This is a genomic window from Sphingomonas sp. JC676 (assembly GCF_014489075.1).
Lineage (GTDB): Bacteria > Pseudomonadota > Alphaproteobacteria > Sphingomonadales > Sphingomonadaceae > Sphingomonas.
On sequence record NZ_JACTGR010000001.1, the window covers coordinates 927,293 to 952,923 of the forward strand.

Sequence of the window (25,631 nt, forward strand, 5' to 3'; positions counted from 1 at the left end):
ATGACAAAGGGCGCGAGTTCGGTATGCTCGCGCAATGAACGCTCGCATCATTCCCGTCCTCCTCGCCGCGCTTGTTGCAGGCGGCAGTTACTACGCCAATCACTGGATCGGGATCGACGGTCCGGCGGAGATAGTCTGGAAGGGCTCCGGCGTGGGCCTGCTGACGCTATGGACGGGATTGCAGGCGCGAAGTCTCGATGGCTGGCTGATCACCGCGGTGCTGGCGCTGGGGGCGCTGGGCGACGTGCTGCTCGAGACGCACGGACTGACGATCGGGGCGCTCGCGTTTCTGGCGGGGCACCTGGTGGCGGTGCTGCTCTATCTCCGCAATGCCGCTCGACCGGCTTGGCTGGCGGTGCCGATCGCGCTTGGCGTCGCGTTCCTTGCCTGGAAGCTGCCCGTGGACCGGGATGCGGCCGGCGGCATCGCGATATACGCGCTCGGGCTGGGTGCGATGGCGGGGAGCGCGCTGGTTAGCCGGTTTCCGCTCGCAGCGCTGGGCGCGGCGTTGTTCGTCCTCTCTGACCTGCTGATCTTCGCGCGGCTGGGGCCGCTTGCTGGATCGCCGCTGCCCGGGCTGCTGATCTGGCCGACCTATTTCGCCGGTCAGGCGTTGATCGCTTGGGGTGTGGTGACGGTACTGGCGAGGCTAAGGCGATGAAGATCTTCACGATCGGATATGAAGCGACGACGATGGACGAGTTCATCGCGGCGTTGAAAAAGGCCGGCGTGGAGCGGATCATCGATGTGCGCGCGGTGCCGCTGTCGCGGCGGCCGGGCTTTTCCAAGAACATCCTCGCCGCAAGCCTGAAGGAGGCGGGGATCGACTATGTCGGCTTGAAGGCGCTGGGCACGCCCAAGGCGGGGCGTGATGCCGCCAAGAAGGGCGATGTCGCCACGCTGGAGGCGGTGTACGACGCCCAGCTCGGCCTGCCCGAGGCGCAGCTGCAGGCGGCGCAGATGCGCGAGCTCGCTGCCGAGAAGCCGAGCGCTTTGCTCTGCTTCGAGCGCAACCCCGAACATTGCCACCGCACGCTCCTGCTGGCTGCCGAAGGCGAGGGGGCGGAAGTCGTGGACCTATATCCCTGAGCTGTTGCCACGAGAGGAACACCCATGATCGACCATGTCGGATTCGCCGTGACCAATCTCGATGCGTCCAAGACCTTCTACGAGGCCGCCCTGGCGCCGCTCGGCATCGCCAATCTGATGACCGTGACGCCCGAGCAGACCGAGGCGGGCGGCACCGCGATCGGTTTTGGCAGGGATGGCAAGCCCTTCTTCTGGATCGGCGACAATGAGCGGGTGGGAGAGGGCACGCACATCGCCTTCGTCGCGGATACGCGGGACCAGGTCGATGCGTTCTACCGGGCGGCGATCAGCGCCGGCGGGCGCGATAACGGCGCCCCGGGCATCCGCGCGCATTATCACCCGAACTATTACGGCGCGTTCGTGCTCGATCCCGACGGGATGAACATCGAGGCGGTGTGCCACCGTCCGGCGTAATGGCCTATTGATACGGGAAAGGTAGGGCGGCCGGGGCAGACCGCCCTACCAGTCAACGAGGGAAGGGCGCAGACGGGAGGAAGGCGCCGCGACCCTTTGCGGCGTTGGCGGCATGATGTTTCGTCGGTTTTTCGGCTTGTGTCCGGCTATCGAATCAAGGGGCCCGGCGTTGCCGCAACGCCAGGCCCCTTGCGGTTGTCGAGCCGCTAAGCGTCAGAAACCGAACGACAGGCGCGCATAGCCGAACTGGCCGGGCAGGTCATATGTCGTGGGGTCGAAATTCGCGCTGTCGCAGGTGAAGCAGGCCGGTGGAGTCCGATTGAACAGATTGTTGACGCCCAGCGTCAACCGCCAGCGATGGTCCATCCAGCCGGGCGAGAAATAGGCCTGGATATCGCCGTAGAACACCGCTCCCATGGTGTGAACGCCGTCGCGCTCGTCCACTTTGCTGATGTAGCGGCCGGTGAACGAGGCGCCATAGGCGGGCGACGACCAGTCCAGCGTCGCATTGAGCTTGAACTTCGGATAGGCTTGGTCAGGGCTGCCGCGCTCGGTACCGGCATATTCGAGCGTCGGCGCGTTCAGGTCGGACGGCGGAATCACGTTATATCTGAGCAGCCAGGCGGCATTGGCGATCAGCCCCACCGTCCCTCCGAGGAATTCGGGCGAGCGATAGTTAAGCGAGGCGTCGATTCCGTCAGTGTTGATGCCATTGAGGTTCAGCAGCCGCCCGCTGATGCCCGCGACATTGCCATTCGCGGTGCGGGAGATCGCCGCGCAGCTGACGGGGTCAGCATTGAACGCGCAACGGGTAAGCGTGAGTGTCGCGGGAACCGAGTCGACCGCGTTCGTCAGCTTGATGTTATAGTAGTTGACCTCGAGGCTGAGCGCGCTCGCCCAGCCGCCGCGTGCCCAGGACGGACTATAGACGCCGCCCGCAGTCCAGGTCTCGGCCGTTTCGGGTAGCAGCGCGACATTGCCCTGCGAGAAGACGCCGAGCTGCCCGCCGACCGGCTCGGCATAGCTGCCATTGGCCGGCACCCCGTTCGCGATGCAGTTCGCCCGGACCGTGGCATTGGTCTGGAAGAAGCCGCCCGGTGCGCTGGTGCACGGGTCGTCGATCGTCTGGTCGGTGCGCGACAGGCCGGCATAGAGCTCGCCGATGCTCGGCGCCCGCAGGCTTTCGGCATAGCCGCCGCGGAACAGCAGGTCGCGTACCGGCTTCCACAGGCCGGACACGGTGAAGGTCGTGTTGCTCCCGAACGAGGAATAGTTCGAATGCCGCACGGCGCCGTCGACCTCGAGCTTCTCGAAGAAAGGCGTGCCCGAAAGGATCGGCACGCGAAGCTCGCCATAGACCTCGTCGACATTGAAGCCGCCGCGCGCCGGGCTGGTCGGCACGTCCGCTCCGAGGCCGGCGACGATGGTCGGATCCGGGTCGTAGCTGGCATGCTGGTCGCGATGCTCGTAGCCGATGGCGACGCCTACCGCCCCGCCGGGCAGGTCGAACAGCTCGCCGGACAGGTTGGCCGTGAAGTCCCATAGCCGCTGCGAGCTCTTGTCGCGCTCGTCAAAGGCCACATAGTTAAGCATCGGCTGCGTCACCGAGCCCGCGCCGCCGAAGATGTTGAACGGCACGCAGCCGCCGGTGCACGCGGCGACTGGGCCGAGCGCGCGGGCAAGGTTCGCCGCGTTGATGTTGCCGGTGAAGGTCTGGTGGGCGTCGTTGATCCCGTAGACGCCGTTGACGTCCCAATACCAATTGTGGCCGAACAGCTCCAACCTGCCGTCGAAGGTCACCGTGGCGGACATCGTGTCGACATCCTGCGTGAATTGGCGCTGCCCCGCCTCGACCAGGCGGCGCCGGATCGTCGAATAATTGGCAGGGGTGCCGTTGGCGCCCGAAGAGAGCGTGACACCGAACGGATTATAGGGGTTGGTCGCGTCGACCGAGATGGTGTCGAGCAGATTGCCGTTGCCGGCGTCCGGGCCGATGAACAGCGGGAGGAATGCGGCTTGGGTGCTCGAATGGCGATGGCTGTAGACCAGCTTCGCGCGCATGTTGATGTCGCTGCCCAGCTCCTGCTTGAAGTTGATGAAGCCGCCATAGCGCTCCGACGGAGTCAGCAGATAATTGTACGGCGCGAAGTTGAACGAGTCGGTCGTGGAGGAATAATTCTTGAAGTCGGTGGGGAAGACCGGGTTCCTCCCGATGACCGGGGCGATCAAGGTCAGGCTCTGGCCGAGAACGTCGAACCGGCCGTTCGGAATCGCGCTGGAACATCCACCTGCGGCGCAACTGTTCGCGCCGGGCGTCGGCCATTGCGAGATATCCCGGTCGGCGGTGCGGACCGCTTCCTGCTTCACATAGGCGGCGCCGAACACGAGCGAGGTTCCGGTATTCGGCGACTGGATGCCGTAGCTCACCTCGTAATTCTGGGTGTGGCCGTCGCCCTGGCGATAGGTGCCGAACTGCGCCGACGCTCTCAACCCTGCCTGTGACTGCTTGGTGATGATGTTGACGACGCCGGCAATCGCGTCGGTGCCGTAGAGCGGCGAAGCGCCTGATTGGAGCACCTCGACGCGCTCGATCATGTTGGCGGGAATCTCGTTGAGATCGACCGAGGCGGGAATGCCGCCGGCCGCCGATCCGTTGACGAAGCGCAGGCCGTCGACCAGCACGAGCGTGCGCTTGGCGGCGAGATAGCGCAGGTCGATCTCGGCCGAACCGGAGCTGACGCCGGTCCCGTCGGGCGGCCCGCCGATATTGCCGGCATTGTTGACCTTGGTGTTGAGGCCGCCACCGGCGCTGGGCAGGCGCTGCAGCACGTCGGCGACCGACGAAAGGCCCGTGCGCGCGATCGCACTTTCATCCACGGTAACGACGGGCTTGTCCTGATCGAGCGGGTTGCGCCGAATGCGCGAGCCGGTGACCACAATGTCCTCGCCCGGGGAGGCGCCCTCGGCGGCCGGCGTCTCCTGCGCATGTGCAGGGAGAGCCGATAGCGCCGCGGCAAGGGCAAGAATAGCTACGCCGGCGCTTTTCCTAAGCTTGATCTCGTGCATGACTTCATCTCCCTGATACGCCTCAGAAATATTTCATCCACAAATCTGGAGTGAGTCAGAAACAAAATTGCGCGGGATTGCAAGGACACACTGACTCCATTGCGCCGTTCCTGCCCCGACTGTGTCATGTTAGTGACACGCTATTCGGCTCCGTCGGCCCTAGTAACCTTCGTCCTTGCACCCCATATGCTTATCATCGCGTCGCTTCGTTCTCGGGCAAGGCGCGACTGAGAGATGCTTGTGCTCCCGCTCTTGCGCGGAGCTGTGCATGCGTCGATCCTTCGAAATTCCTTCTGCAGGGCGCTTGTCGCTCGCGCGTGCGGTGGCCGCCGCTGGGCCTGCGCCTGCGCTCGATCCCGGACGACGGAGGCAAATCCTCTCGCTGTTCGACGTGAGCGATCGCAGCACGCTGCCGACCGTGGAGGAAATGCCATGTCCCGCGCAGTGAATATCGATGCGACGGTCGACGCGGTCGTCGCCATGTCGGCCAAGCACAATGCGGCGATCAGCGCGATCGAGCCGCTGCTGCCCCGGGGTACGCGAGTCGTCTTCATGAACGCGGACGGCGCTGCCGCCGTGGCGCAGGCCTATGGCACGCGCGTCCTGAACGGCGCCGTCACCCGCGAGCCATGGAAACAGCGAAGCCCCGACTGACGCATCCCTTCGGCAACGGCAGGGCCGTACCGCGAAAGACGAGGAAACGAACATGATTCCCAGGATCGTTGAAAGTCCGCCGCAGACCGACGCCACGCTAGCGCAGGCGATGCTTTCCTATGGCATCCAGCGTGTGCCGGTCGATTATTTCCATTGGAACGGCTATCGCTATGGCTCGCTGAAGGACGCGATCGCGGCGGCTCGCCGCGCGCAGGGCGCGGGGACCGCGCATGTTTGACCTGCTCCATCGACTGTTCGGCACGCATGTCGCCGATCCGGCCAGCAATCATTGGGATCGCGGGCATTTTGCCAGCAAATGCGCGCGGTGCGGTCGCGACATGGTGCGGTTGCCCGGCCTGCCCTGGCGCGCGGGCCGCGCCGACTAGCCGCGAAGCCGGCTCGGGCGCCGGCGCAATCGTTCCGTTCGAAAGGTATATCCGATGCGACCCTCATCCATATTGTGCCGTGCGCAGGAAGCGCGCCAGCACGCACTCGCCGCAGGATCGACCCTGATCAACGTCAAGACCGTGGCGAACCTCGCCGCCGCCGCCTGGGCCAAGGAAGCGCTGTTGGCAGAGGGGCGCGAGCGGCGGCTGCTCCACCGCCAGGAAAACGGCCTGGACAACGGTTTGCCGCTCGAACTCGAGTCGGACGACGACCCATCGTTCAGCGAAAATCCCGATCGCGGCTTTGCCGACGCCGAGATGGGCTGGAGATAAATGAAATAATCGCGTCGCTCCGGACGAATATTCATTGTATTCTGGACACGGTTCCCCATATTAGCGTGGCTATCGTCGCCTGCGACGGAAATTACGCTCTTGGGCATAACCTTCCATTTCACGCTCCTTGGCTCCGGACGCGACTGCGCCCGGACAACCCATGTTTCGTGAAAGGAACATCTTATGACCATCGGCAAAGTAAAATTCTTCAATATCGACAAGGGCTATGGCTTCATCTCGCCTGAGACCGGCGGCGCTGACAGCTTCGTCCATATCAGTGCGGTCGAACGCGCCGGCATGACGACGCTGACGACCGACCAGCGCGTCTCGTACGACGTCGAGAACGACCAGCGGGGCAAGTCCTCGGCAGTCAATCTCCAGGCCGTCTGATCTAGCCTTTATTTGCTAAAGCGGAGCGGATGCGGCAGGGCCGCGTCCGCTCCGTTTGCGTTTTGACCATCACAGGAAGTGCTTCACCGAATGACCGCCTACAAAGCTCCCGACTTTAACGAGCGCAGCGCGCTCTCGCGCCAGGCCAAGCAGAAGGCGCTGGAGAAGCTGCGCGCCAAGCCGGTAGCGACCGAGGCCGAACTGGCCGAACGCAAGGCGGCGCGGGAAGCGCGTGAAGCGGCGGAGATAGAGGCTAGGCGTGCGAAGCGCGCGGAAGCCGAGCGGGCAAGGGCGGAACGGCTGGTCGCGGAACGCGAGGCGAAGGCGCGGGCGGAGGAAGCCAAGGCACAGTCGGCGCAGGCGCGGGTTCGCACCGAGGAAGAGAAGAAGGCCGAGCGCGATGCGCGCTACGCGGCGCGAAAGGCCCGGAAGTAAGCCGGGCCTGCTCGCCCGCTATTTGGTGGCGATGTCGACGGCCTCGCCCTTGTACGTCTCGCGGACGAACTTGCGCGCGGCGGTCTGGGTAGGGAAACCGTCGTCGAGCAGCTCCGACGACACCAGCGGATAGCCCTGCGAATTATAGCGGGTGGTCCGGACGGTGACTCGGAACACGCCTGCCTCGTCCTTGAGGATGAGATAGGGGCGGACAGGGGTTCTCGACATGAAGGGTCTCCAGTAGGTTGGCAGCATAGGGGTAGGTTCGCGAGGACGCCGGCTGTCCACATTCCCGCGAGGCCGTGACCCATATGGCCACCGACCGGATCAAGCCGCCGCGCGTCGCCTTTCGGCCATCTCCGCGTTGAGCATCTCCGCCAGCAGGAACGCCAGCTCGAGGCTCTGACCCGCGTTGAGCCGCGGATCGCAATGGGTGTGGTAGCGGTCCGCCAGCGATTGCTCGGTGACGTCGACCGCGCCACCGGTGCATTCGGTGACGTTCTGCCCGGTCATCTCGGCATGGATGCCCCCGGCGAAGGTACCCTCCGCACGGTGAACCGCGAAGAAGCCGCGGACTTCGGCCAGGATGCGCTCGAACGGGCGCGTCTTGTAGCCGTTGGCTGCCTTGATGACATTGCCGTGCATCGGATCGCAGCTCCACACCACCGGATGCCCCTCGCGCTTCACGGCGCGGACAAGAGCGGGCAGGCCCTTCTCGATCTTGTCATGGCCATAGCGCGTGATCAGCGTGATGCGGCCCGCGGTGCGCGACGGGTTGAGCGTGTCGAGCAGGCGCAGCAGTGCGTCGGGCTCGAGGCTCGGGCCGCACTTCATGCCGATGGGATTGCCGATGCCGCGCAGGAACTCGACATGCGCCGAACCCTCGAAGCGCGTGCGATCACCGATCCAGAGCATGTGCGCGCTGGTGTCGTACCAGTCGCCGGTCAGGCTGTCCTGGCGGGTCAGCGCCTGCTCATAGGGAAGCAGCAATGCTTCGTGGCTGGTGTAGAATTGCGTCGCCTTGAGCTGCGGCACGCTGTCGGCATCAATGCCGCACGCCGCCATAAAGTCGAGTGCCTCGCCGATGCGATTGGCGACATCGGCATAGCGCTTTGCCCAAGGGCTGCGGCCCATGAAGTCGTGCGTCCAGCGATGGACCTGGTGCAGGTTCGCATAGCCGCCCTGCGCGAAGGCGCGCAGCAGATTGAGCGTCGCGGCAGACTGCGAATAGCCCTGGACCATCCGCTGGGGATCGGGGGTGCGGCCTTCAGGGGTGAAGGCGATGTCGTTGACATTGTCGCCGCGATAGCTGGGCAGCTCGACGCCGTTGATCGTCTCGGTATCGGCCGAGCGCGGCTTGGCGAACTGGCCGGCCATGCGGCCGAGCTTCACCGTCGGCAGCTTCGAGGCGAAGGTGAGCACCACCGCCATCTGGAGCAGCACGCGGAACGTGTCGCGGATGTTGTTCGGGTGGAACTCGGCGAAGCTCTCGGCGCAGTCGCCGCCCTGGAGCAGGAACGCCTCGCCGCGCGACACCTTGGCGAGCTCGGAGGTGAGCTCGCGCGCTTCCCCGGCGAAGACCAAGGGCGGATAGTTGCTGAGCGTGGTGGTGGCGGCGTGGAGCGCGGCCTTGTCCGGATAGGTCGGGAGCTGGCGCGCCTCGGCCATCGTCCAGCTGTCGGGGGTCCAGTTCGCGCCCATATCCTGCTCCGTATCGCGCACGGTGACGTTCCAGTCGGCATGATCGGCGATGCCGTTGGCGGCGATCTGGTTCATCACCTTGGCATTGGCGCGCTTGCCGTCCTTCTCCCAGCCCTGAACCGTCGATCCGGGTGTATCATACCAGGCGCCAAATGCCGCGCGGGTGAGGGAGCGCTCCTCTCGGAAGCGGCGGATCTTGGTACCGGCCAGAGTCGTCATGAGGCGCGTTTATTCCGATGGGGTAACGCCGCGCAAGGATTATCTGCCCGATTTGCGAGTTTCGGGTGATAAAATTCCTCTTGTTGGGTAAATTCGAAGACATGGTTGAACGGGACGATCTTTCTCTACGTTAAGGCGCCCGGCGCCGATCTGGGGCAAGGGAGAAGTTTGCGCCGGAGCGCCGCCGGAGGCGGTCGGCGCTTGAGGCGGGCGGTCTTGCCGCCGCCATGGTCCAGGGTCGCTGTCGGGGGACGACGACCCTGGACCAAATCATTCAGGCTGGCAGGGTTTCGCTGAGCTTGTCGTAAAGCGCGCCGGTGCCGTGCAGGCGCGAACCTTTGTCCTCATAGCCGTCGAGATAGATCCCGTGCTCGGTGTGGATCAGGCGGGTGCCTGTGCCGTCGGGGAACAACTCGATCGAGGCTAGGCTGACCGAGATCGGCTTGCCGTCTATCTTCATTCGATAGGCATAGACGATGCGCGAATCCTGGGCGATGTCGTGGTAGCTGCAGTCGAACCGCGAGACGGTACCGCTCTTCCAGCGGCCCTCCAGATGCTCGGTGCCGCCAACGCTGAAATCGAAATGCCGGTCGATCGCGTCCCATTGCTCGTTGGGGCCGGAAAACCAGCGCGCCTTGCCCTCCTCGGTGGAGAAGGCGGCGAACACGCGGGTCGGGGCCTGGGGAAAGCGGCGTTCGATGACGAACTTGTCGTGGACGGCAGGCGTGTCAGGCATCGGGAGTCTCCTGCTGGTTCAGATAGGCGGCGAGGCGGTCGTAGCGGCGCTCGGCCTCGCGGCGGCGCTCGACGATCCAGCGCTCGACCGCGGCAAGGGCCAGCGGCTCGAGCGTGCAGGTGCGCACGCGGCCCTGCTTCTCGGTATGGATCAGGCCCGAGGCTTCGAGCAGCCGCACATGCTGGAGGAAACTCGGCAGCGCCATGGTGAAGCCACCGGCGAGTTCGGTGACGGTCGCGGGTCCGGCGCCGAGCCGCTCGACCACCGCGCGACGGGTGGGATCGGCGAGCGCGGAGAACATGGCGTCGGTGGGAGATTGGTTAGGCACAATCCTAACTAACTCTGCGCCGCCCGACCTGCAAGCAAAAAACTTAGTCCATTGCCAAACTATCAATAGCCCGCGGCGAGATCGACTTCGTTACGAAGCGGGCGGCCTTCCAGGAAGGCCTTGAGATTCTCGACGAACAGGGCAGTGGCGCGCAGGAACATGCGGGTCTGGCTGCGGCCCGAGAGATGCATCGACAGGAGGATGTTGGGCGTGGTGCGCAGCGGGTGATCCGCGGGAAGCGGCTCCGGCGTGACGGTGTCGAGAAACGCGCCGGCGATGCGGCGCTTGGTGACCGCCTCGATCAGCGCGGCCTGGTCGATCAGCTCGCCACGGCCGACATTGACGATCCAGGCCGAGGGTTTCATCCTGCGCAACTCCGCCTCGCCAATCATCGTGCGGCTTTGCTCGGTCGCGGGAGCGGCGAGGACGATCCAGTCGAACTCGCCAAGGCGCGGACGCCAATCGTCGGGGCCGATCGTGCTCTCTGCGCCGGAGCGGGTGACGCCGGTAACCGTGACGCCGAAGCCCGCCAGCCGCTCGCCGATCAGCTTGCCGATCGTGCCATAGCCGATGACCAGCGCCGAGGTTTCGAACAGCTCCAGCTTGCCCGGCGCCTCGAGCGGCCATTCGTGGCGATCGGCGGCGCGTACGACCTCGTCATAGCGCTTGGCGGCGACGAGGCAGCCCATCACGGCATATTCGGCGACGGTATGTGCGTTGACCCCGCTGCCGTTGGTGACGCGGGTGCCGCGTTCGCGAAGTGCATGCGTGTCCAGCGCGTCCAGGCCCGCGTAGATAGTGGACAGCCATTTGAGTTTCGTGCCCGCCGCCACTGCGGCGGCCCAGTCGGCGGGCTTGTTGATGTCGACCCAGCCGATATCGGCGTCGCCGATCATTGCGATCGCCTCTTCGCGGGTGGTGAACCATTGGACGTTGAGCCCGGCAGGGATGTGCGGCTCGACTAGCGGACGGGCTAGCGCGGGGAGAACGGCTTTCATGGATAATAGCGCGCATAACGATGCGCGAACTCGGCATCGGACATGATGAGGTAGCGGATCATGTCGACGAACGCCCAGACGCTGGTGACCAGCAATCCGACGATCGTCGCCGAAATAACCAGCATCACGACCGCGGTGCCGTTCCGGCCCAGATAGAATCTGTGGATGCCCAACACGCCGAAGAAGAAGGCGAGGAGGGCCGCGACATATTTGTTGCGATCGTTCGCGGCCAAGGCTCGGCCGCCGGCGGGCAAAGGCTCGGCCTCGGGCAAGCGGAATATACGAAGCGCCCGTGCGCCATTCGTCTCGAAATCGACTCGCACGCCAATTGCTGGGCCCTTTTCGCCGCTCCAATCCTGGCGTGAGAATGCGTAACGCAGGCCATCCTCGCCCGAGATCTGCCCTTCACCGCTGGTACGATCGACGCCCAGTACCTGTCCCCGCATTCGCGCCTCCCTTGTTGGATGTGCTTTTGGCGAAGTCGGGGGCAGGGGCGCAAGGGTGATCCTGCGTCGGGATCCGCCGGATACTAGAGCTGAGGCTTCCAATCCCAGCCGAGCGGATCGCCGTCCATCACTTCGATGCCGGCGGCCGCAAGTTCGTCGCGGATCGCGTCGGAGCGGGCGAAATCCTTCACCACGCGCGCCTGCTTGCGCTCGACGAGACGGTCTTCGATCTCCTCGGGCGTCAACGTGGCATCGGCGGGGCGGACGCGCAGGTCTTCGCGGCTGAGCTTCAGCAGGTCGAGGCCCAGTACCGCATCGAACTCCGCCAGCGCGGCAAGGCGATCGGCCGGCGAAAGGCGCTTTTCGGCAAGCAACTCGTCGAGCACCGGTAGCGCCTTGGGCGTGTTGAGGTCGTCCGACACGGCCTCGTCGAGCCGCTTGATCCAGGACTCCGCCGCGGTGCCTTCCCCTTCGGCACGGGCCTTGAGCGCCGTCACGGTCATCACGAGCCGTTTGAGCCTCGTCAGCGCAGCGGCGAGGTTCTCGGCGCTGAACTCAAGCTCGCTGCGATACTGCGCCTGTAGGCAGAGCAGGCGATAGGCGAGGGGATGCACGCCCGCGTCGATCAGCGACTGGAGCATGGTGAAGCCGCCCTTGGACTTCGACATCTTGCCCTGGCGATCGACCAGGAAGTTGTTGTGCAACCAGAAATGCGCGCCCGTGTCCGCGCAGCCGCAATAGGCCTGGTTCTGGGCGATCTCGTTGGGATGGTGGATCTCGCGATGATCGATGCCGCCGGTATGGATGTCGAACGGCGCGCCGAGATATTTGAGGCTCATCACCGAGCATTCGAGATGCCAGCCGGGGGCGCCCATGCCCCAGGGACTGTCCCATTCCATCTGGCGCTGCTCGCCCGGCGGCGACTTGCGCCAGATCGCGAAGTCCTGTGGATGGCGCTTGCCCTCCACCGCCTCGATCCGGCCCTCGCGTGTATCGTCCTGCGATCCGGCGAGCTTGCCGTAATCGGGCACGGTGGTGCTGTCGAAATAGAGGCCGGTATCGAGCTCGTAGCAATGTTCCGGCGCGATCTTCTTCGCGAAGTCGATCATCTCTTCGATGTGATCGGTGGCGACCGACCAGCGGCTGGGCTGGCGGATGTTGAGATCGGCAATGTTCTGCTTGAAGGCGGCTGTATAGTGCGCGGCGATGTCCCAGATGCTCTTCGCCTGCGCGCGCGCAGCGGCTTCCATCTTGTCGTCGCCGGCATCGGCATCCGAGGTGAGATGGCCGACATCGGTGATGTTGATGACATGGGTGAGAAGATAGCCCTTCCAGGTCAACACGCGGCTCAGCGTGTCGGTGAAGACATAGGCGCGCAGGTTGCCGAGATGGGCATAATTATAGACCGTGGGTCCGCACGAATAGACGCGGACGCCCTTGTCGATATCGAGCGGGACGAAGGGCTCGAGGCTGCGGGTCAGCGAATTGTATAGCGTCAGGCCGGTCATAGCCATGCCATAGCGTGCGCGCCGTATTGGGCAACCGTCTCAGGAAGCGGTTGCTTCCTGTTCCAGCGCCGCGCGGACCATTGCGTTCCAGGTCTTGGCGGGATCCCCCGCCGCCTCATGGCCGGCCTGGACCATCTCGGGTGTGGGCTCGCGCAGTGTCTTGAGAACGGCAATCGCGCGGTCGATCTGGCTGAACCAGACTGCGTCGATTTCCGACGCGGCGCTGGCGTCCTCGCCGTCGCCATTGATGCTCAGCGCCTCGGCGGCAAGGACGCGCGCGATGCGTTCCACGGGCGACGTCACGGAAATATCGGTCATTGCGGCTGCTCCTAATGGGTCAGCCGGCCAACGTCCGACCGTTACGCGCGTTCCGGCGTTTCAGGCCGCCAATGGGGAAAGGGCGGAACCCCCACGCTGACGGAACAGACCGGTGCCCGAACTACTGCCGCCGATCAGCGGCAGCGCAGTGCCGCAAAAGGCGCATTCCGCGGTGAGCCGTCCGATCATCCAATGCGAGTTGCCACAGCCCGGACAATGATTCGTCTCGTGCTGGCGATAGGCGATGCGATACCCGGTATGCGCCTGGCGGATTCCGAAATCGTACATTCGTCGTCTCCCAGTGACCGGGGCCGAAACTACCACGAATCCCACTATGTTCCGCCAGAAACGCCGACGAAGCGTTGTATTCTGTGGATGAGTTGCACGGAAGCCACAGCCGGTCGCGCGATGAACCGCGGCTAACAGTCGCGTTCAGCGTCGAAACATAGCGCAAGTCCTATCCAGTGATTCGACGGCGGCACAAGCGCCACCGCGAGGAGTAGATATGAAGAAGTTTCTTATCACCGCGGCGATGGCCGCCAGTGTTCTTGTCGGCGGCGGCGCCGCTGCCCCGGCTTCGGCCCAGAATTACGGCTACGGTTATCAGGACCGTGGCTATGATTACGGCCAGGATCGTGGCTATCGCGAGTATCGCGGTGACCGTCGCGACCGCCGCCATTATCGCAACGACCGTCGCAACTATCGCCAGTATCGCGGTGAGCGCTGCAGCAGCGGCACCACGGGCACCATCCTTGGCGCGATCGCTGGTGGCCTGCTCGGCGGTGAAATCGGCCGCGGCAACTCGTATCGCGGCCGCAGCACCACCGGTACGATCATCGGTGCGGGTGCGGGCGCGCTGGCTGGCCGCGAGATCGACGGCGGCAACTGCCGCCGCTGATCCGAGCTAGGAGGAGGCAACAGGGGCGTCCGCGAGCGATCGCGGGCGCCTCTTCTTTGTGTCCAATTGCCAGAATCTGATACAATCCGGGCGAGTCGAGCAAGACGAGCTTATCCGACGTCCAAATTGGTGTGAATAGAGGTGGACCGGTCCGAGCACATCGGCAGTGTATTGTGCAAATTCCAAGGAGCGACTCCGGGAGGGAACAATGGCACAGAAGGTCGGCGGCAGGGTATTGGACGCTCTGCCTGATACCGTAGATTTCCGCGACGCCATGTACCTGCCTTCGCTTATCCGGGTGCCGCCCGCTTCCGATATTGCCAAATACCGCAAGAAAGCCATTCCTGTTCTCGATCAGGGCAGCGAAGGTGCCTGCACGGGCTTCGCACTGGCCACCATCGCCAACTATTTACTGCGCGCACGGGGCAAGAATCCGGATGCGGAGGAGGTAAGCGCGTGGATGCTCTATGCCATGGCCAAGCGTTACGACGAATGGCCGGGCGAGGACTATAGCGGATCGAGCGCACGCGGCGTCATGAAGGGCTGGCATAAGCACGGGATCTGCGCGATGCGGCTCTGGCAGGACCTAACCGGAGAGCCCGTCCCCGACGAGCGCGCTGCCGATGCCATCCGCCGCCCGCTCGGCGCCTATTACCGCGTCAATCATCGCGATCTGGTGGCGATGCATGCCGCGATCACCGAAGTCGGCGTGCTGCTCGCCACCGCCGATGTGCACGAAGGCTGGCAGAGCCTGGCGCCCGGCAAGTCCGACATCGTCTATTCGGACCGGAAGATCGGCGGACACGCCTTTGCGATCGTCGGCTATGACGATGTCGGATTCTGGATCCAGAATAGCTGGGGCACAGACTGGGGGAAGGGCGGCCTGGCCCGAATCGGCTATGATGACTGGCTCGAGAACGGATCGGATGTGTGGGTCGCCTCGCTCGGCGTTCCGATCAGCCTGAAACAGCCGTCGGGGTCCGCGACGCTTCGTTCGTCGACGCCGCTGACATACCAGGCCTATGTCTACTCGCAGCTTAGACCTCACATCATTACCGCCCGGAATGACGGGATCCTGGATCTCAAGGGCGCCTATGGTCTCACCGAGGAGGGACTGCGCGACATATTGACCCGCCAGATGATGGGGCGGATGGCAAAGTGGGGCACCAAGCGCGTGCTCCTCTACGCGCATGGCGGCCTCGTCTCCGAGACGAACGCAGTACAGGCCGTCGCCGACTATCGTCAGTCCGCGCTCGACGCCGAAGTCTATCCGATCGCTTTCATCTGGCGATCGGACGCGTGGAGCACCATCGCGAACATCCTCAAGGAGGCGTTTTCGCGGCGGCGCGACGAGGGCTTGATCGATCGCGCCAAGGATTTCCTGCTCGATCGCATCGATGACATGCTCGAACCGGTCGCACGCGTGATCGGCGGCAAGGCGATGTGGGACGAGATGAAGGAAAATGCCTTCGGCGCCACGCAGCAGCCCAAGGGCGCCGCGCGACTCGCCGCGGACCTGCTCATCGATCTCGCCAAAGACAAGAAGATCGAGATCCACCTTGCCGGCCACAGCGCCGGCTCGATCTTCCTGGCGCCGCTGGCGCGCTATCTCACCGATGCCGGCGTGCAGATCCACAGCGCCTCGCTACTCGCACCCGCATGCACGATGGACCTGTTCGATGATTATTATCGTGGCCTGGTGGAGAACGGCAAGATCGCGCGATTCGGACTCTACACACTGGATGACGTCACCGAACGTGCCGACGATTGCGCCCATATCTACAACAAGTCGCTGCTGTGCCTGGTGAGCGCGGCGTTCGAGGCGACGCCACGCATTCCCTGGGGTGCGGTCGGCGAACCCCTGCTCGGCCTCGAGCGTTTCGCCAGCGGAATCGAGAATTTCTGGGACGGCGATCGTGTCAGCTGGATCAAGTCTCCCGCCAGTCCGCTGTCGGACGCGCGCCATCATGGCGATTTCGACAACGACTCCGAGACCCTGCGATCGACGCTCGCGCGAATCTGCGAAAGAACCCGCAACGAGATCGCCGCTCCGCCCGCTCCATCGAGCACGCCGACCGGACGCGCCGCCTTCCGGCTGCGTCTGGACGCCGCGCTGGGAAATTGACGTTCCGTCGCAGGAACTGGAGGCCCGACCGGGAATCGAACCCGGGTGCAAGGATTTGCAGTCCTCTGCGTCACCACTCCGCCATCGGGCCACCGATGCGAGGCGCGCGAAATGCGCAGGGGTGTGTGGTCATGTCAACATAGTTTCAAAATCGCACTCGGTTAACTTGGCGGAGACGCTGCAGCGCGATAAGAACCCCGCGTACCTAACAAGTGTATTGCGCAACTAACACGGTTGTGTAACAAGCCCGGAGTGATGATGGCCCTTTCGGTCGATCCTGCGCCCGTCGAGACTCAGCGTTTCGAAGCGATGCGCCATGCGATGGTGGTTAGCCAGTTGCGGACCAATGCCGTGAGCGATGCTCGCGTGGTCGAAGCGATGGCGAAGGTACCGCGTGAGGCATTTCTTCCGCCTGAGCATCGCGGCATCGCGTATCGCGACACGCTGCTGCCGCTGGTCGGCGGTCGCCAGCACAATTCGCCGCTCGCGACGGGCCGGCTGATCACTGAAGCGCAGATCCAGCCCAGCGACCATGTCCTGATCGTCGGCGCGGCGGGCGGCTATTCCGCCGCAGTGCTGGCGCTGCTCGCCAAATCGGTGTTGGCGCTGGAGGAAGAGGATTCGCTGGTCGCGATCGCGCGCGGTGGGCTCTCTGGCATTGCCAATGTTGAGCTGGTGCAGGGACCGCTCGCCAACGGGTGGGTCAAGGGCGCGCCCTATGACGTACTGCTGATCGACGGCGCGGTGGAGCATGTTCCGGAGGCGCTGATCGGCCAGGTCAAGCCCGGCGGACGGGTGCTGACCGGGGTGGTCGATCGCGGCGTGACCCGGCTCGCTTCAGGCCGGCGTACCGAGGGCGGCTTCGGCCTGATGGATTTTACCGATATCGAGTGTGCACAGCTTCCCGGCTTCAGCCGGCCCAAGACATTCCAATTTTGAAAAAGATGAGGCTCATGCGACTTTCCCCTCTGCTTCTGGGCGTGAGCCTGATCGCGATTTCGACACCTGCGGCGGCGCAGACCACCACCACGCGCCAGGGCACGACCCGAACCTTGACGGTGCAGACCGCGACGCCCGCGCCGACCCCGGCTCCGGCTCCGGTGCCGACCACGACGCTGCGCGACGCGATGGTCCAGGCCTATGCGACCAATCCCGATCTCGCCGGCGAACGCGCCAATCAGCGCGCCAATGACGAGAATGTGCCGATCGCGCGTTCACAAGGATTGCCCGGCATTTCCTCGACCGGCTCGGTGAACGACAGCGTCTACGACACTGATTCGAGCACCGTTGCGCCCAGCCGCCGGATGGATTTGGGCATCAACCTGTCCCAGCCGATCTATAGCGGCGGTGCGGTGCGCAATTCGGTGCGTGCGGCCGACACGCGCGTGAGCGCGGGCCGTGCCAATCTGCGCGGCACCGAATCGGATATCTTCACCCAGGTCGTCACTGCCTATGTGAACGTGCAGCGCGATGAATCGGTCGTCCGACTCAACCAGCAGAACGTCCATGTCCTAGAAGTGAACCTCCAGGCGACCCGCGATCGGTTCGAGGTCGGCGACCTGACCCGCACCGATGTTGCCCAGTCCGAGGCGCGCCTCGCGCTGGCGCAGAGCCAGCTTCGCAACGCCGAGGCGCAGCTGATCGGCAGCCGCGAGAGCTATATCCGTGTCATCGGCACGCCGCCGGGCGTGCTCGCGCCGCCGCCGGACCTACCCAACTTGCCGTCTGACGTGCAGACCGCCGAGCAGACCGCGCTTGCGAACAATCCGTTCCTCGAGGCGGCGCAGCTCGCCCGGGATGCGAGCCGCTACGATGTCAACGTCGCCAAGGCCGGGCGCCTGCCGCAGGTGAGCCTGGGCGTTGGAGGTACCTATTATAATTATCTCGGCTCGCTATCGAGCCAGGCCGCGGCGCTGACCGGGCTGCAACGCGACGGTTTCGCGACCACGGTCGGTGCGCAGGTCTCGGTGCCGATCTTCCAGGGCGGTCGTCCCGCGGCGCAGGTCCGCCAGGCCCAGGCGCGCCAGGCCGCCGCGATCGAGAGCGTGACTCTTACCGAGCGCGGCGTGATCGCCCAGGCCCGTTCCGCTTATGCGAGCTACCAGTCGTCGCTCCGCGTGATCGAATCCTCGCGCGTCGCGGTCGAGGCCAACCGGCTGAGCCTGGAGGGTGTTCGTGCTGAAAATAGCGTGGGTACGCGCACGATTCTCGACATCCTGAACGCCGAGCAGGAACTGCTCAACTCGCAGGTCCAGTATGTGACGGCCGAGCGCGACGCCTATGTCGCCGGCTTCACGTTGCTCGCGGCGATGGGCCGCGCCGAGGCCGAGGACCTGAACCTGGGTGACGGGCCGCTCTACGATCCGGAAGCGAATTACAAGCGCGTCCGCAACCGCTGGAGCGACTGGGCGGATGACAAGGAACCCACCGCGGTCGGCACGCCGACCACCGGAACGCCCGCACAGGGCGCCGAGGTGGGACCGGGCGGCATGGATCCAATCCTCGAGCGGCAGGTTGACACCACACGTACAAATCCGTGATTGAGCGAACGGGGCGTCAAACATAATAGGTGCTGGTGATGGGGGATATTAGCAGCGAGCCGTCGATGGAGGAGATTCTCTCGTCCATCAAACGGATCATCGCCGAGGAAGGCGACGCCGCTGTCACGACGCGTACGCGCCGTGGCCCGCGCGGCACCCCCGCGCCCAAGCCTGAAATCGGCGACGACGACGATTCGGACGAGGACGAGATTCTCGAGCTGAGCGAGCCCGTGACGGACGAAAAACCCGCGTCGCCTGTCGTTACGCCCCCTGAGGACCCTCTTCCTGTTGCGCAGGCGGCCGCTGCTCCGGCGGCAGTGCCCCCGTCCGTCGATCCGATCCTGTCCGATCGTGCCGCCCAGGCGAGCCGAGGCCAGCTCGAGGCGCTGTCGCGGATGGTCGTGAAGCCCGAAGTGCCGGGCTCGGACACGCTCGAAGGGCTGGTGCGCGAGCTCGTCAAGCCGATGTTGCGGGACTGGCTCGACGCCAATCTGCCGCAGATCGTCGAGACGATGGTTAGCCGCGAGATTTCGCGGATCACCGGCGGGCAATAACGCTCCAAAAGCGATGTCGTGGCGATTGTAACGCTTGCGACCTTCTGCTCTATTTCGGCGCATGAAGCACATCCTGCTCGCGGGCGTCGCGCTCGCCTTTTCCGCTGCGCCTGTCCTGGCGCGTGACCTCACCATCGCAGACGTCGCCCAGCTCTCCCGGGTCGGGGCACCCGCTGTGTCTCCGGACGGCCATTGGCTCGTCTGGCAGCAGCGCGAAACCGACCTTGCTGCCAACAAAGGTCGCTATGACCTGTGGAAGCTCGATCTGCGCACGCCGGGCGCCAAGCCCGAGAAATTGGTCGCCGAGGCCGACGTCAACGAAACCAGCCCGGCTTTCGGCACCGACAGCCAGACCGTGTTCTTCCAGTCGGACAAGGGTGGCGACGACAGCATCCAGTCGGTCGGCATCGCCGGCGGTGCGCCGCGCGTCCTGCTCACGCCCAAGGGCGGATTCAGCGGCTTCAAGCTCTCGCCCGATGGCACCAAGGCGCTGATCTGGGCCGACCGCAAGCCCGGTGCCCCGACGATCGAGCCGGCCATGGAGAAGAAGGACGCGAACGCGGGATCGGGCCGTGTATTCGACCAGATGTTTATCCGCCACTGGGACACCTGGGCGAACGGCGATCGCTCGCAGCTCTTCGTCGTGTCACTGGGCCAGGCAAATGCGGTCGCGGTGCCGATCGAGCACGGTCTGGTCGGCGACACGCCTTCCAAGCCCTATGGCGGCGGCGAGGAGCTGAGCTGGTCCGCAGACGGCAAGACCATCTTCTTCGCATTGCGTGAAGCCGGCCGGATCGAGCCGCTATCGACCAATCTCGACATCTTCTCGGCGCCCGCGGACGGATCGGCGGCGCCGACAAACCTGACGCCCGACAGCGACGGCATGGACAATCTCCCCACCGCTTCGCCGGACGGGAAATGGCTTGCTTATTTCTCGATGAAGCGGCCGACCTACGAAGCCGATCGCCAGGTGTTGATGCTCCGCAACCTCGCCACCGGCGAAGTGCGCGCCCTCACCGAAGCGTGGGACCGTTCGGTGGGCTCGATCACCTGGTCGCCCGACAGCCGGCAGATCTACGTGACCGCCGAGGACACGCAGCAGGTGCCGCTGTGGAGCGTCGACCTGAAGGGCGGAACCCCGGTGCGCCTCACCGGCGAGGGCGCGGTCAGCGCGGTCGTGCCGCTCGGCAATCGCGGCGTTATCTATTCGATGAACAGCCTCACCGCGCCCGACGATTTCTACAAGCTGGTCGGCAAGGCGATGCCGATGCGGCTGACTGAGGTGAATGCCGAGAAGCTTGCTGGCATCGACCTGCCGACGGTGACGCGGTTCAGCTTCACCGGCGCCAATAACGACACCGTCTGGGGCTATGCGGTGAAGCCCGCCAGTCTGAAGGACGGCAAGGCGCCGATCGCCTTCATCGTCCATGGGGGTCCACAGGGATCGAGCAACAATAGCTGGTCCTATCGCTGGAACCCGGCGGTGTTCGCGGGCGCCGGCTATGCGGTGGTCTCGGTCGATTTCCACGGTTCCACAGGCTACGGCCAGGCTTTCACCGATGCGATCCGCAACAATTGGGGCGGCTGGCCGCTTGAGGACCTGCAAAAAGGCCTGAAGGCCGCGACCGACAAGTTCGCCTGGCTCGACGCCGACGATGCCTGCGCGCTCGGCGCCTCATACGGCGGCTATATGATGAACTGGATCGAAGGGCAGTGGCCCGATCGCTTCAAGTGCATCGTCCAGCATGATGGTGTCTTCGACGCCCGCGCCATGGCCTACGAGACCGAGGAGCTCTGGTTCGACGAATGGGAGCATGGCGGGCATCCCTATTACGAGGACCCCGCGGCGTTCGAGAAATGGAACCCGGTCAATCACGTGACCGCGTGGAAGACCCCGCAACTCGTCATCACCAGTGAGAAGGATTTCCGCATCCCCTATACCCAGGGGATCGCCGCCTTCACCGCGCTCCAGCGGCGCGAGATCCCCTCCAAGCTGCTCGTCTTCCCGGACGAAAACCATTGGGTGCTCAAGCCGAAGAACTCGATGCAATGGTATGGCGAGGTGCTGGGCTGGCTGGGGAAGTATACTAAGTGATCGTCACCCCGGCGAAAGCCGGGGCCCAGGGTTTCTCTGCCGTATCGTTCGTGACTCCTGGATCCCGGCTTTCGCCGGGATGACGGTGAGGGGGCGCGTGATTGTTCGGGTTGTGCGAACGGCGCCGCCGCCGCTAAAGCCGCCGCATGTCCGAGCTTCCCAAGACCTTCGACCCCGCCGAAATCGAATCCCGCTGGTATGTCCATTGGGAGACCAAGGGTCTGTTCGCGCCCGATCGCCCCGGCGCCGATCCCTGGACCCTGGTCAACCCGCCGCCCAATGTGACCGGCAGCCTGCATATCGGCCATGCGCTCGACAACACGCTGCAGGACATCCTGGTCCGCCACGCACGCCTGAAGGGCAAGGATGCGCGTTGGGTGGTCGGCACCGATCATGCCGGTATTGCCACCCAGATGGTGGTCGAGCGCCAGCTCAACGCGAAGCAGCAGAAGCGCACCGATTTCACGCGCGAGGAATTCATCGCGAAGGTCTGGGAGTGGAAGGAAGAGAGCGGCGGCGAGATCACCCAGCAGCTCCGCCGCCTCGGCTGCTCGATGGACTGGGCCAATGAGCGCTTCACGATGGATCCGGGCTTCTCGAAGGCGGTCCTGAAGGTCTTCGTCGAGCTCTATCGCCAAAAACTGCTCTACCGGGACAAGCGCCTGGTGAACTGGGACCCGGGCCTGGGCACCGCGATCAGCGACCTTGAGGTCGAGACCACCGAGGTCAACGGCAAGTTCTGGCATCTGCGCTACCCGCTCGCCGACGGCTCGGGCTTCATCGAGGTCGCTACGACGCGGCCCGAGACGATGCTCGCCGACATGGCGGTCGCGGTGCACCCGACCGACGAACGCTACGCCGCGCTTGTCGGCAAGCAGATCAAGCTTCCGATCACCGGCCGCCTGATCCCGATCATCACCGATGAGCATGCCGATCCCGAATTGGGCTCAGGCACGGTCAAGATCACTCCGGGCCATGACTTCAACGATTTCGAGGTGGGCAAGCGCGCAGGCTTCAAGGCCGGCGAGATGCTCAACATGCTCGATGCCAAGGCGGCGATCACACAGACCGCGGACGGGCTGATCCCGCTCGACCTGATCGGCATGGATCGGTTCGAGGCGCGCCAGCGTATCGTCGCGATGCTGGAGGAAGACGGCGCCCTGGTCCGCGTCGAAGATCGCGTGATCGCGACGCCCTATGGCGACCGTTCGGGTGTGGTTATCGAGCCCTGGCTGACCGATCAATGGTATGTCGACGCCGCGACGCTGGCCAAGCCGGCGATCGAGGCGGTCCGCTCGGGCGCGACCAAGATCGTCCCGAAGAGCTGGGAAAAGACCTATTTCAACTGGATGGAGAACATCCAGCCCTGGTGCGTGTCGCGCCAGTTGTGGTGGGGGCACCGGATTCCGGCATGGTTCGCCGAGGATGGCAGCATCTTCGTCGCCGAGAGCGAGGCCGAGGCGCAAGCCGAAGCGGGTGAGGGCGTTGCCCTTACGCAAGACTCCGACGTCCTCGACACCTGGTTCTCCTCAGCGCTCTGGCCGTTCGCGACGATGGGCTGGCCCGATGCGGACGTGAAGGCGGCCGGGCGCTATCCCAATGACGTGCTGATTTCGGGCTTCGACATCCTGTTCTTCTGGGATGCCCGGATGATGATGCAGGGTTTGCACTTTCTTGGAGAGGTGCCTTTCAAGACGCTGTATCTCCACGGTCTTGTCCGCGCCGCGGACGGGCAGAAGATGTCCAAGTCCAAGGGCAATGTCGTCAATCCGCTTGGGTTGATCGACAGCTACGGCGCCGACGCGCTGCGCTTCTTCATGGCGGCGATGGAAAGCCAGGGCCGCGACATCAAGATGGATGAGCGCCGAATCGAGGGCTATCGCAACTTCGCGACCAAGCTCTGGAACGCGGCACGCTTCGCCCAGTCGAACGGCATCGGCGCCAGCACCACGATCGAGCCGCCCAAGGCCGATCTCGTGGTCAATCGCTGGATCGTCGCCGAGACGGTGGCGACCGTCCAGGCGCTCGACCTCGCACTGGCCGATCTGCGCTTCGACGAGGCGGCGAACACGATCTACCAGTTCGTCTGGAGTCGCTTCTGCGACTGGTATCTCGAGCTGATCAAGCCCGTGCTCCAGGGCGAGGGCGGCGTGCCCGCGACCGGCCTCGGCGCCGACGAGACCCGTGCGGTGGCGGGCTGGGTGCTCGATCAGATCCTGGTGATGCTCCACCCCTTCATGCCCTTCATCACCGAAGAATTGTGGTCGAAGATGGGCTCGCGCGATCATGAGCTGATCGTCGCGAAATGGCCGATGGCCGACGCGCGCGCGCTCGATCCGGCGGCGGCGCAGGAGATCGACTGGCTGATCCGGCTGGTGAGCGAGATCCGGACGGCACGGACCGAACTCAACGTGCCACCCGGAGCGAAGGTAGACTTGGTCGCTTGGGCTGATGCTGGACCCGAAGTGGGGGTGCGCCTGCAACGAAACGCGGCAGTACTTCAACGTCTCGCGCGGGTTCAGGAAATTCGGCTGACTAACCAAGGCCTCGCCGGAGCTGCTGCCCAGTTGGTCGTTGACGGCGTCACTTTTGCGTTGCCCCTTGAAGGCATCATCGATCTCGAAGCCGAGCGCGCGCGCCTCACCAAGGCGATCGGCGCGGCGGAGAAGGAGCGGGACGGTCTCGCCGGCCGCCTCAACAATCCGAGCTTTGTCGAGCGGGCGAAGCCCGAGGCGGTCGAGAAGGCACGCGCCGATCATGCCGAAAAGGCCGCCGAGGCCGAGCGGCTGTCAGCGGCGCTCGCGCGGTTGGGATAAGCCAAATCCGTCACCCCGGCGAAAGCCGGGGCCCAGGGTCACAAGCGATGTCCTGCTTGGCTCTGGATCCCGGCTTTCGCCGGGATGACGAGCGAGGGTAGGGCAGAAACGAAGCAAGCGGGGAGATACGACAATGGCAACTCCTCCCCAGCGCCGCGACCTGACCCAGGGTCCGATCGGCCAGACCCTCCTTCTGTTCGCGCTGCCGACGCTCGGTTCGAACATCCTCCAATCGCTCAACGGCTCGATCAACTCGATCTGGGTCGGCCGCTTTCTCGGCGAGCAGGCGCTGGCGGCGACCGCGAACGCCAACATCATCATGTTCCTGATGTTCTCCGCCGTGTTCGGCTTCGGCATGGCGGCGACGATCCTGATCGGCCAGTCGATGGGCCGGCGCGACATCGAGGCGGCACGGCGCGCGTTCGGCTCGGCGATCGGCCTGGTCATGGCGGGCGCGGTGCTGATCGCGATCCTCGGCTGGCTGTTCGCACCGCAGATCCTCCGCCTGCTCGCCACGCCCGGCGAGGCGCAGAATATGGCGCGCGACTATCTGCGCGTGATCTTCCTCGGCCTGCCTTTCTCGATGCTCGGCGTGCTGATCCAGATGAGCCTCCGCGGCACCGGCGATTCGATCACCCCGCTCTGGTTCATGGTGCTGAGCGTCACGATCGATGCTGGCCTCAACCCCCTGCTGATCGAGGGGATCGGGCCGTTCCCGCGCATGGGCATCGCGGGCTCGGCCACGGCGACGCTGATCGCCGGCATCGCCTCCTCGGCCGGACTGCTGGTCTATGTTTATTGGCGCGACCTGCCGATCCGGCTGCGCGGCCATGAACTGCGCTACCTGATCCCCGAAAAGGCGCTGATCCGCACCATCGTCGCCAAGGGTCTGCCGATGGGCGCGCAGATGCTGGTGATGTCGACTGCTGGCCTCACCATGATCGGCCTGGTCAATCGGCTTGGGGTGGATACCGCCGCGGCCTATGCCGTCTCCCAGCAGCTCTGGACCTATATCCAGATGCCCGCGATGGCGATCGGCGTCGCCGTGTCGAGCATGGCGGCCCAGAATATCGGTGCGGGCCGCTGGGACCGGGTGGGAGCGATCACCCGCTCGGGACTGATCTACAACACCGTGATCACGCTGGTGGTGATCGCGGCGATCATCCTGTTCGATCGCCCGGTGATGGCGCTGTTTGTTGGCGGCGAAAGCCCGGCGATCCCGATCGCGCGCCACATCCAGCTGATCTCGAGCTGGACCTTCGTGATGTTCGGCGCGACGATGGTGCTGTTTTCCACCGTCCGTGCCAACGGCGCGACTGTGCCGCCGCTGGTGATCCTGGCAATCACGCTCTTCCCCATCCGCTTCGGCTTCGCGGTGTTCGCCCAGCCATGGTTCGGCAGCGATGCGCTGTGGCTGGCGTTCCCGATCGGTTCGGCCGGTTCGCTTACCCTCGCGGCGCTCTATTATCGCTACGGCCGCTGGCGGAGCGAAGTATTGGTGGTGCCGCCCGAGCCCGAGGATGCCGAGGAGCAGGCCCATGCCGACGGCGAGCCCGCGGGGCGCTTGCAGCCCAGCGGCTGA

The 25,631-nt window shown here is 64.8% G+C and carries 27 protein-coding genes and 1 tRNA gene; 17 read left to right on the forward strand and 11 right to left on the reverse strand.

Going from position 1 to position 25,631, the window contains the following annotated elements:
* The first annotated feature begins 34 nt into the window (after nucleotides 1-34).
* The 3 genes from IAG41_RS04315 to IAG41_RS04325 are packed head-to-tail and all read left to right on the forward strand — an operon-like array spanning nucleotide 35 to nucleotide 1,503.
* Nucleotides 35-661, forward strand: coding sequence for a lysoplasmalogenase family protein (locus tag IAG41_RS04315; RefSeq protein WP_187727318.1), 627 nt, complete (start codon nucleotides 35-37; stop codon nucleotides 659-661).
* Nucleotides 658-1,089, forward strand: a complete 432-nt coding sequence (locus IAG41_RS04320; protein WP_187727319.1) for a DUF488 family protein — start codon at nucleotides 658-660, stop codon at nucleotides 1,087-1,089. Before IAG41_RS04315 ends, IAG41_RS04320 begins: the two co-directional genes overlap by 4 nt.
* 24 nt (nucleotides 1,090-1,113) lie before the next feature.
* The gene (locus tag IAG41_RS04325; RefSeq protein ID WP_187727320.1) at nucleotides 1,114-1,503 is read left to right on the forward strand and encodes a VOC family protein; all 390 of its coding nucleotides are present in this window, start codon (nucleotides 1,114-1,116) and stop codon (nucleotides 1,501-1,503) included.
* 213 nt (nucleotides 1,504-1,716) lie between these two features.
* On the opposite strand, the gene IAG41_RS04330 is transcribed toward IAG41_RS04325, so the two are convergent.
* Nucleotides 1,717-4,569, reverse strand: coding sequence for a TonB-dependent receptor domain-containing protein (locus IAG41_RS04330; RefSeq protein ID WP_187727321.1), 2,853 nt, complete (start codon nucleotides 4,567-4,569; stop codon nucleotides 1,717-1,719).
* A gap of 432 nt (nucleotides 4,570-5,001) precedes the next feature.
* Here IAG41_RS04330 and IAG41_RS04335 point away from each other — a divergent pair, with 432 nt between their 5' ends.
* From IAG41_RS04335 to IAG41_RS04360, 6 genes are all read left to right on the forward strand, one after another.
* Nucleotides 5,002-5,223, forward strand: a complete 222-nt coding sequence (locus IAG41_RS04335; protein WP_187727322.1) for a hypothetical protein — start codon at nucleotides 5,002-5,004, stop codon at nucleotides 5,221-5,223.
* A 52-nt stretch (nucleotides 5,224-5,275) separates the two neighbouring features.
* On the forward strand, nucleotides 5,276-5,461 hold the full coding sequence (locus tag IAG41_RS04340) for a hypothetical protein (protein ID WP_187727323.1): 186 nt from the start codon (nucleotides 5,276-5,278) through the stop codon (nucleotides 5,459-5,461).
* Nucleotides 5,454-5,609, forward strand: a complete 156-nt coding sequence (locus IAG41_RS04345) for a hypothetical protein (RefSeq protein WP_187727324.1) — start codon at nucleotides 5,454-5,456, stop codon at nucleotides 5,607-5,609. The genes IAG41_RS04340 and IAG41_RS04345 overlap by 8 nt, the downstream gene beginning before the upstream one ends.
* Before the next feature lie 54 nt (nucleotides 5,610-5,663).
* Nucleotides 5,664-5,942 carry a hypothetical protein gene (locus IAG41_RS04350; RefSeq protein WP_187727325.1) on the forward strand — a complete coding sequence of 93 codons (279 nt, stop codon included), beginning with the start codon at nucleotides 5,664-5,666 and terminating at the stop codon, nucleotides 5,940-5,942.
* 183 nt (nucleotides 5,943-6,125) lie between these two features.
* Complete coding sequence (locus IAG41_RS04355) at nucleotides 6,126-6,332, forward strand: cold-shock protein (protein ID WP_187727326.1); 207 nt, start codon at nucleotides 6,126-6,128, stop codon at nucleotides 6,330-6,332.
* Nucleotides 6,333-6,422: 90 nt separating this feature from the next.
* On the forward strand, nucleotides 6,423-6,767 hold the full coding sequence (locus IAG41_RS04360; RefSeq protein ID WP_187727327.1) for a DUF6481 family protein: 345 nt from the start codon (nucleotides 6,423-6,425) through the stop codon (nucleotides 6,765-6,767).
* 18 nt (nucleotides 6,768-6,785) lie between these two features.
* Here IAG41_RS04360 and IAG41_RS04365 read toward each other — a convergent pair whose 3' ends face one another.
* From IAG41_RS04365 to IAG41_RS04405, 9 genes are all read right to left on the reverse strand, one after another.
* Nucleotides 6,786-6,995: a hypothetical protein gene (locus IAG41_RS04365; protein ID WP_187727328.1), complete on the reverse strand. Its 210-nt coding sequence runs from the start codon at nucleotides 6,993-6,995 to the stop codon at nucleotides 6,786-6,788.
* A 99-nt stretch (nucleotides 6,996-7,094) separates the two neighbouring features.
* A complete protein-coding gene (locus IAG41_RS04370; RefSeq protein WP_187727867.1) occupies nucleotides 7,095-8,468 on the reverse strand; it encodes a class II 3-deoxy-7-phosphoheptulonate synthase in 1,374 nt (457 codons plus the stop codon).
* A 493-nt stretch (nucleotides 8,469-8,961) separates the two neighbouring features.
* The gene (locus tag IAG41_RS04375) at nucleotides 8,962-9,423 is read right to left on the reverse strand and encodes an SRPBCC family protein (RefSeq protein WP_187727329.1); all 462 of its coding nucleotides are present in this window, start codon (nucleotides 9,421-9,423) and stop codon (nucleotides 8,962-8,964) included.
* Nucleotides 9,416-9,751 carry a metalloregulator ArsR/SmtB family transcription factor gene (locus IAG41_RS04380; protein ID WP_316251076.1) on the reverse strand — a complete coding sequence of 112 codons (336 nt, stop codon included), beginning with the start codon at nucleotides 9,749-9,751 and terminating at the stop codon, nucleotides 9,416-9,418. Before IAG41_RS04380 ends, IAG41_RS04375 begins: the two co-directional genes overlap by 8 nt.
* A 62-nt stretch (nucleotides 9,752-9,813) precedes the next feature.
* Nucleotides 9,814-10,749 (reverse strand): D-2-hydroxyacid dehydrogenase, encoded by a 936-nt coding sequence (locus IAG41_RS04385; protein WP_187727330.1) that lies wholly within the window; start codon nucleotides 10,747-10,749, stop codon nucleotides 9,814-9,816.
* Nucleotides 10,746-11,195, reverse strand: coding sequence for a TM2 domain-containing protein (locus IAG41_RS04390; RefSeq protein ID WP_187727331.1), 450 nt, complete (start codon nucleotides 11,193-11,195; stop codon nucleotides 10,746-10,748). Before IAG41_RS04390 ends, IAG41_RS04385 begins: the two co-directional genes overlap by 4 nt.
* Before the next feature lie 83 nt (nucleotides 11,196-11,278).
* The gene (gene cysS, locus IAG41_RS04395; RefSeq protein WP_187727332.1) at nucleotides 11,279-12,709 is read right to left on the reverse strand and encodes a cysteine--tRNA ligase; all 1,431 of its coding nucleotides are present in this window, start codon (nucleotides 12,707-12,709) and stop codon (nucleotides 11,279-11,281) included.
* Nucleotides 12,710-12,742: 33 nt separating this feature from the next.
* Complete coding sequence (locus tag IAG41_RS04400; protein ID WP_187727333.1) at nucleotides 12,743-13,021, reverse strand: hypothetical protein; 279 nt, start codon at nucleotides 13,019-13,021, stop codon at nucleotides 12,743-12,745.
* Nucleotides 13,022-13,081: 60 nt separating this feature from the next.
* On the reverse strand, nucleotides 13,082-13,309 hold the full coding sequence (locus IAG41_RS04405; RefSeq protein ID WP_187727932.1) for a hypothetical protein: 228 nt from the start codon (nucleotides 13,307-13,309) through the stop codon (nucleotides 13,082-13,084).
* A gap of 217 nt (nucleotides 13,310-13,526) precedes the next feature.
* Between IAG41_RS04405 and IAG41_RS04410 the strand changes: the two genes are divergently transcribed.
* Both IAG41_RS04410 and IAG41_RS04415 read left to right on the forward strand, forming a co-directional pair.
* Nucleotides 13,527-13,919: a glycine zipper 2TM domain-containing protein gene (locus tag IAG41_RS04410; RefSeq protein WP_187727334.1), complete on the forward strand. Its 393-nt coding sequence runs from the start codon at nucleotides 13,527-13,529 to the stop codon at nucleotides 13,917-13,919.
* A 208-nt stretch (nucleotides 13,920-14,127) separates the two neighbouring features.
* On the forward strand, nucleotides 14,128-16,044 hold the full coding sequence (locus tag IAG41_RS04415) for a C1 family peptidase (protein WP_187727335.1): 1,917 nt from the start codon (nucleotides 14,128-14,130) through the stop codon (nucleotides 16,042-16,044).
* A gap of 17 nt (nucleotides 16,045-16,061) precedes the next feature.
* On the opposite strand, the gene IAG41_RS04420 is transcribed toward IAG41_RS04415, so the two are convergent.
* Nucleotides 16,062-16,135 (reverse strand) — tRNA-Cys (locus IAG41_RS04420).
* A gap of 167 nt (nucleotides 16,136-16,302) precedes the next feature.
* Between IAG41_RS04420 and IAG41_RS04425 the strand changes: the two genes are divergently transcribed.
* The 6 genes from IAG41_RS04425 (at nucleotide 16,303) to IAG41_RS04450 (ending at nucleotide 25,631) form a co-directional block, all read left to right on the forward strand.
* Nucleotides 16,303-16,983: a protein-L-isoaspartate O-methyltransferase family protein gene (locus IAG41_RS04425; protein ID WP_410468060.1), complete on the forward strand. Its 681-nt coding sequence runs from the start codon at nucleotides 16,303-16,305 to the stop codon at nucleotides 16,981-16,983.
* A 14-nt stretch (nucleotides 16,984-16,997) separates the two neighbouring features.
* On the forward strand, nucleotides 16,998-18,584 hold the full coding sequence (locus tag IAG41_RS04430; protein ID WP_187727336.1) for a TolC family outer membrane protein: 1,587 nt from the start codon (nucleotides 16,998-17,000) through the stop codon (nucleotides 18,582-18,584).
* A gap of 38 nt (nucleotides 18,585-18,622) precedes the next feature.
* The gene (locus IAG41_RS04435) at nucleotides 18,623-19,138 is read left to right on the forward strand and encodes a DUF2497 domain-containing protein (protein WP_187727337.1); all 516 of its coding nucleotides are present in this window, start codon (nucleotides 18,623-18,625) and stop codon (nucleotides 19,136-19,138) included.
* A 61-nt stretch (nucleotides 19,139-19,199) separates the two neighbouring features.
* Entirely contained in the window at nucleotides 19,200-21,233 is a 2,034-nt protein-coding gene (locus IAG41_RS04440) for an alpha/beta hydrolase family protein (RefSeq protein ID WP_187727338.1), read from the forward strand.
* Nucleotides 21,234-21,379: 146 nt separating this feature from the next.
* Nucleotides 21,380-24,049, forward strand: coding sequence for a valine--tRNA ligase (locus IAG41_RS04445; RefSeq protein ID WP_187727339.1), 2,670 nt, complete (start codon nucleotides 21,380-21,382; stop codon nucleotides 24,047-24,049).
* A gap of 133 nt (nucleotides 24,050-24,182) precedes the next feature.
* A complete protein-coding gene (locus IAG41_RS04450; protein ID WP_187727340.1) occupies nucleotides 24,183-25,631 on the forward strand; it encodes an MATE family efflux transporter in 1,449 nt (482 codons plus the stop codon).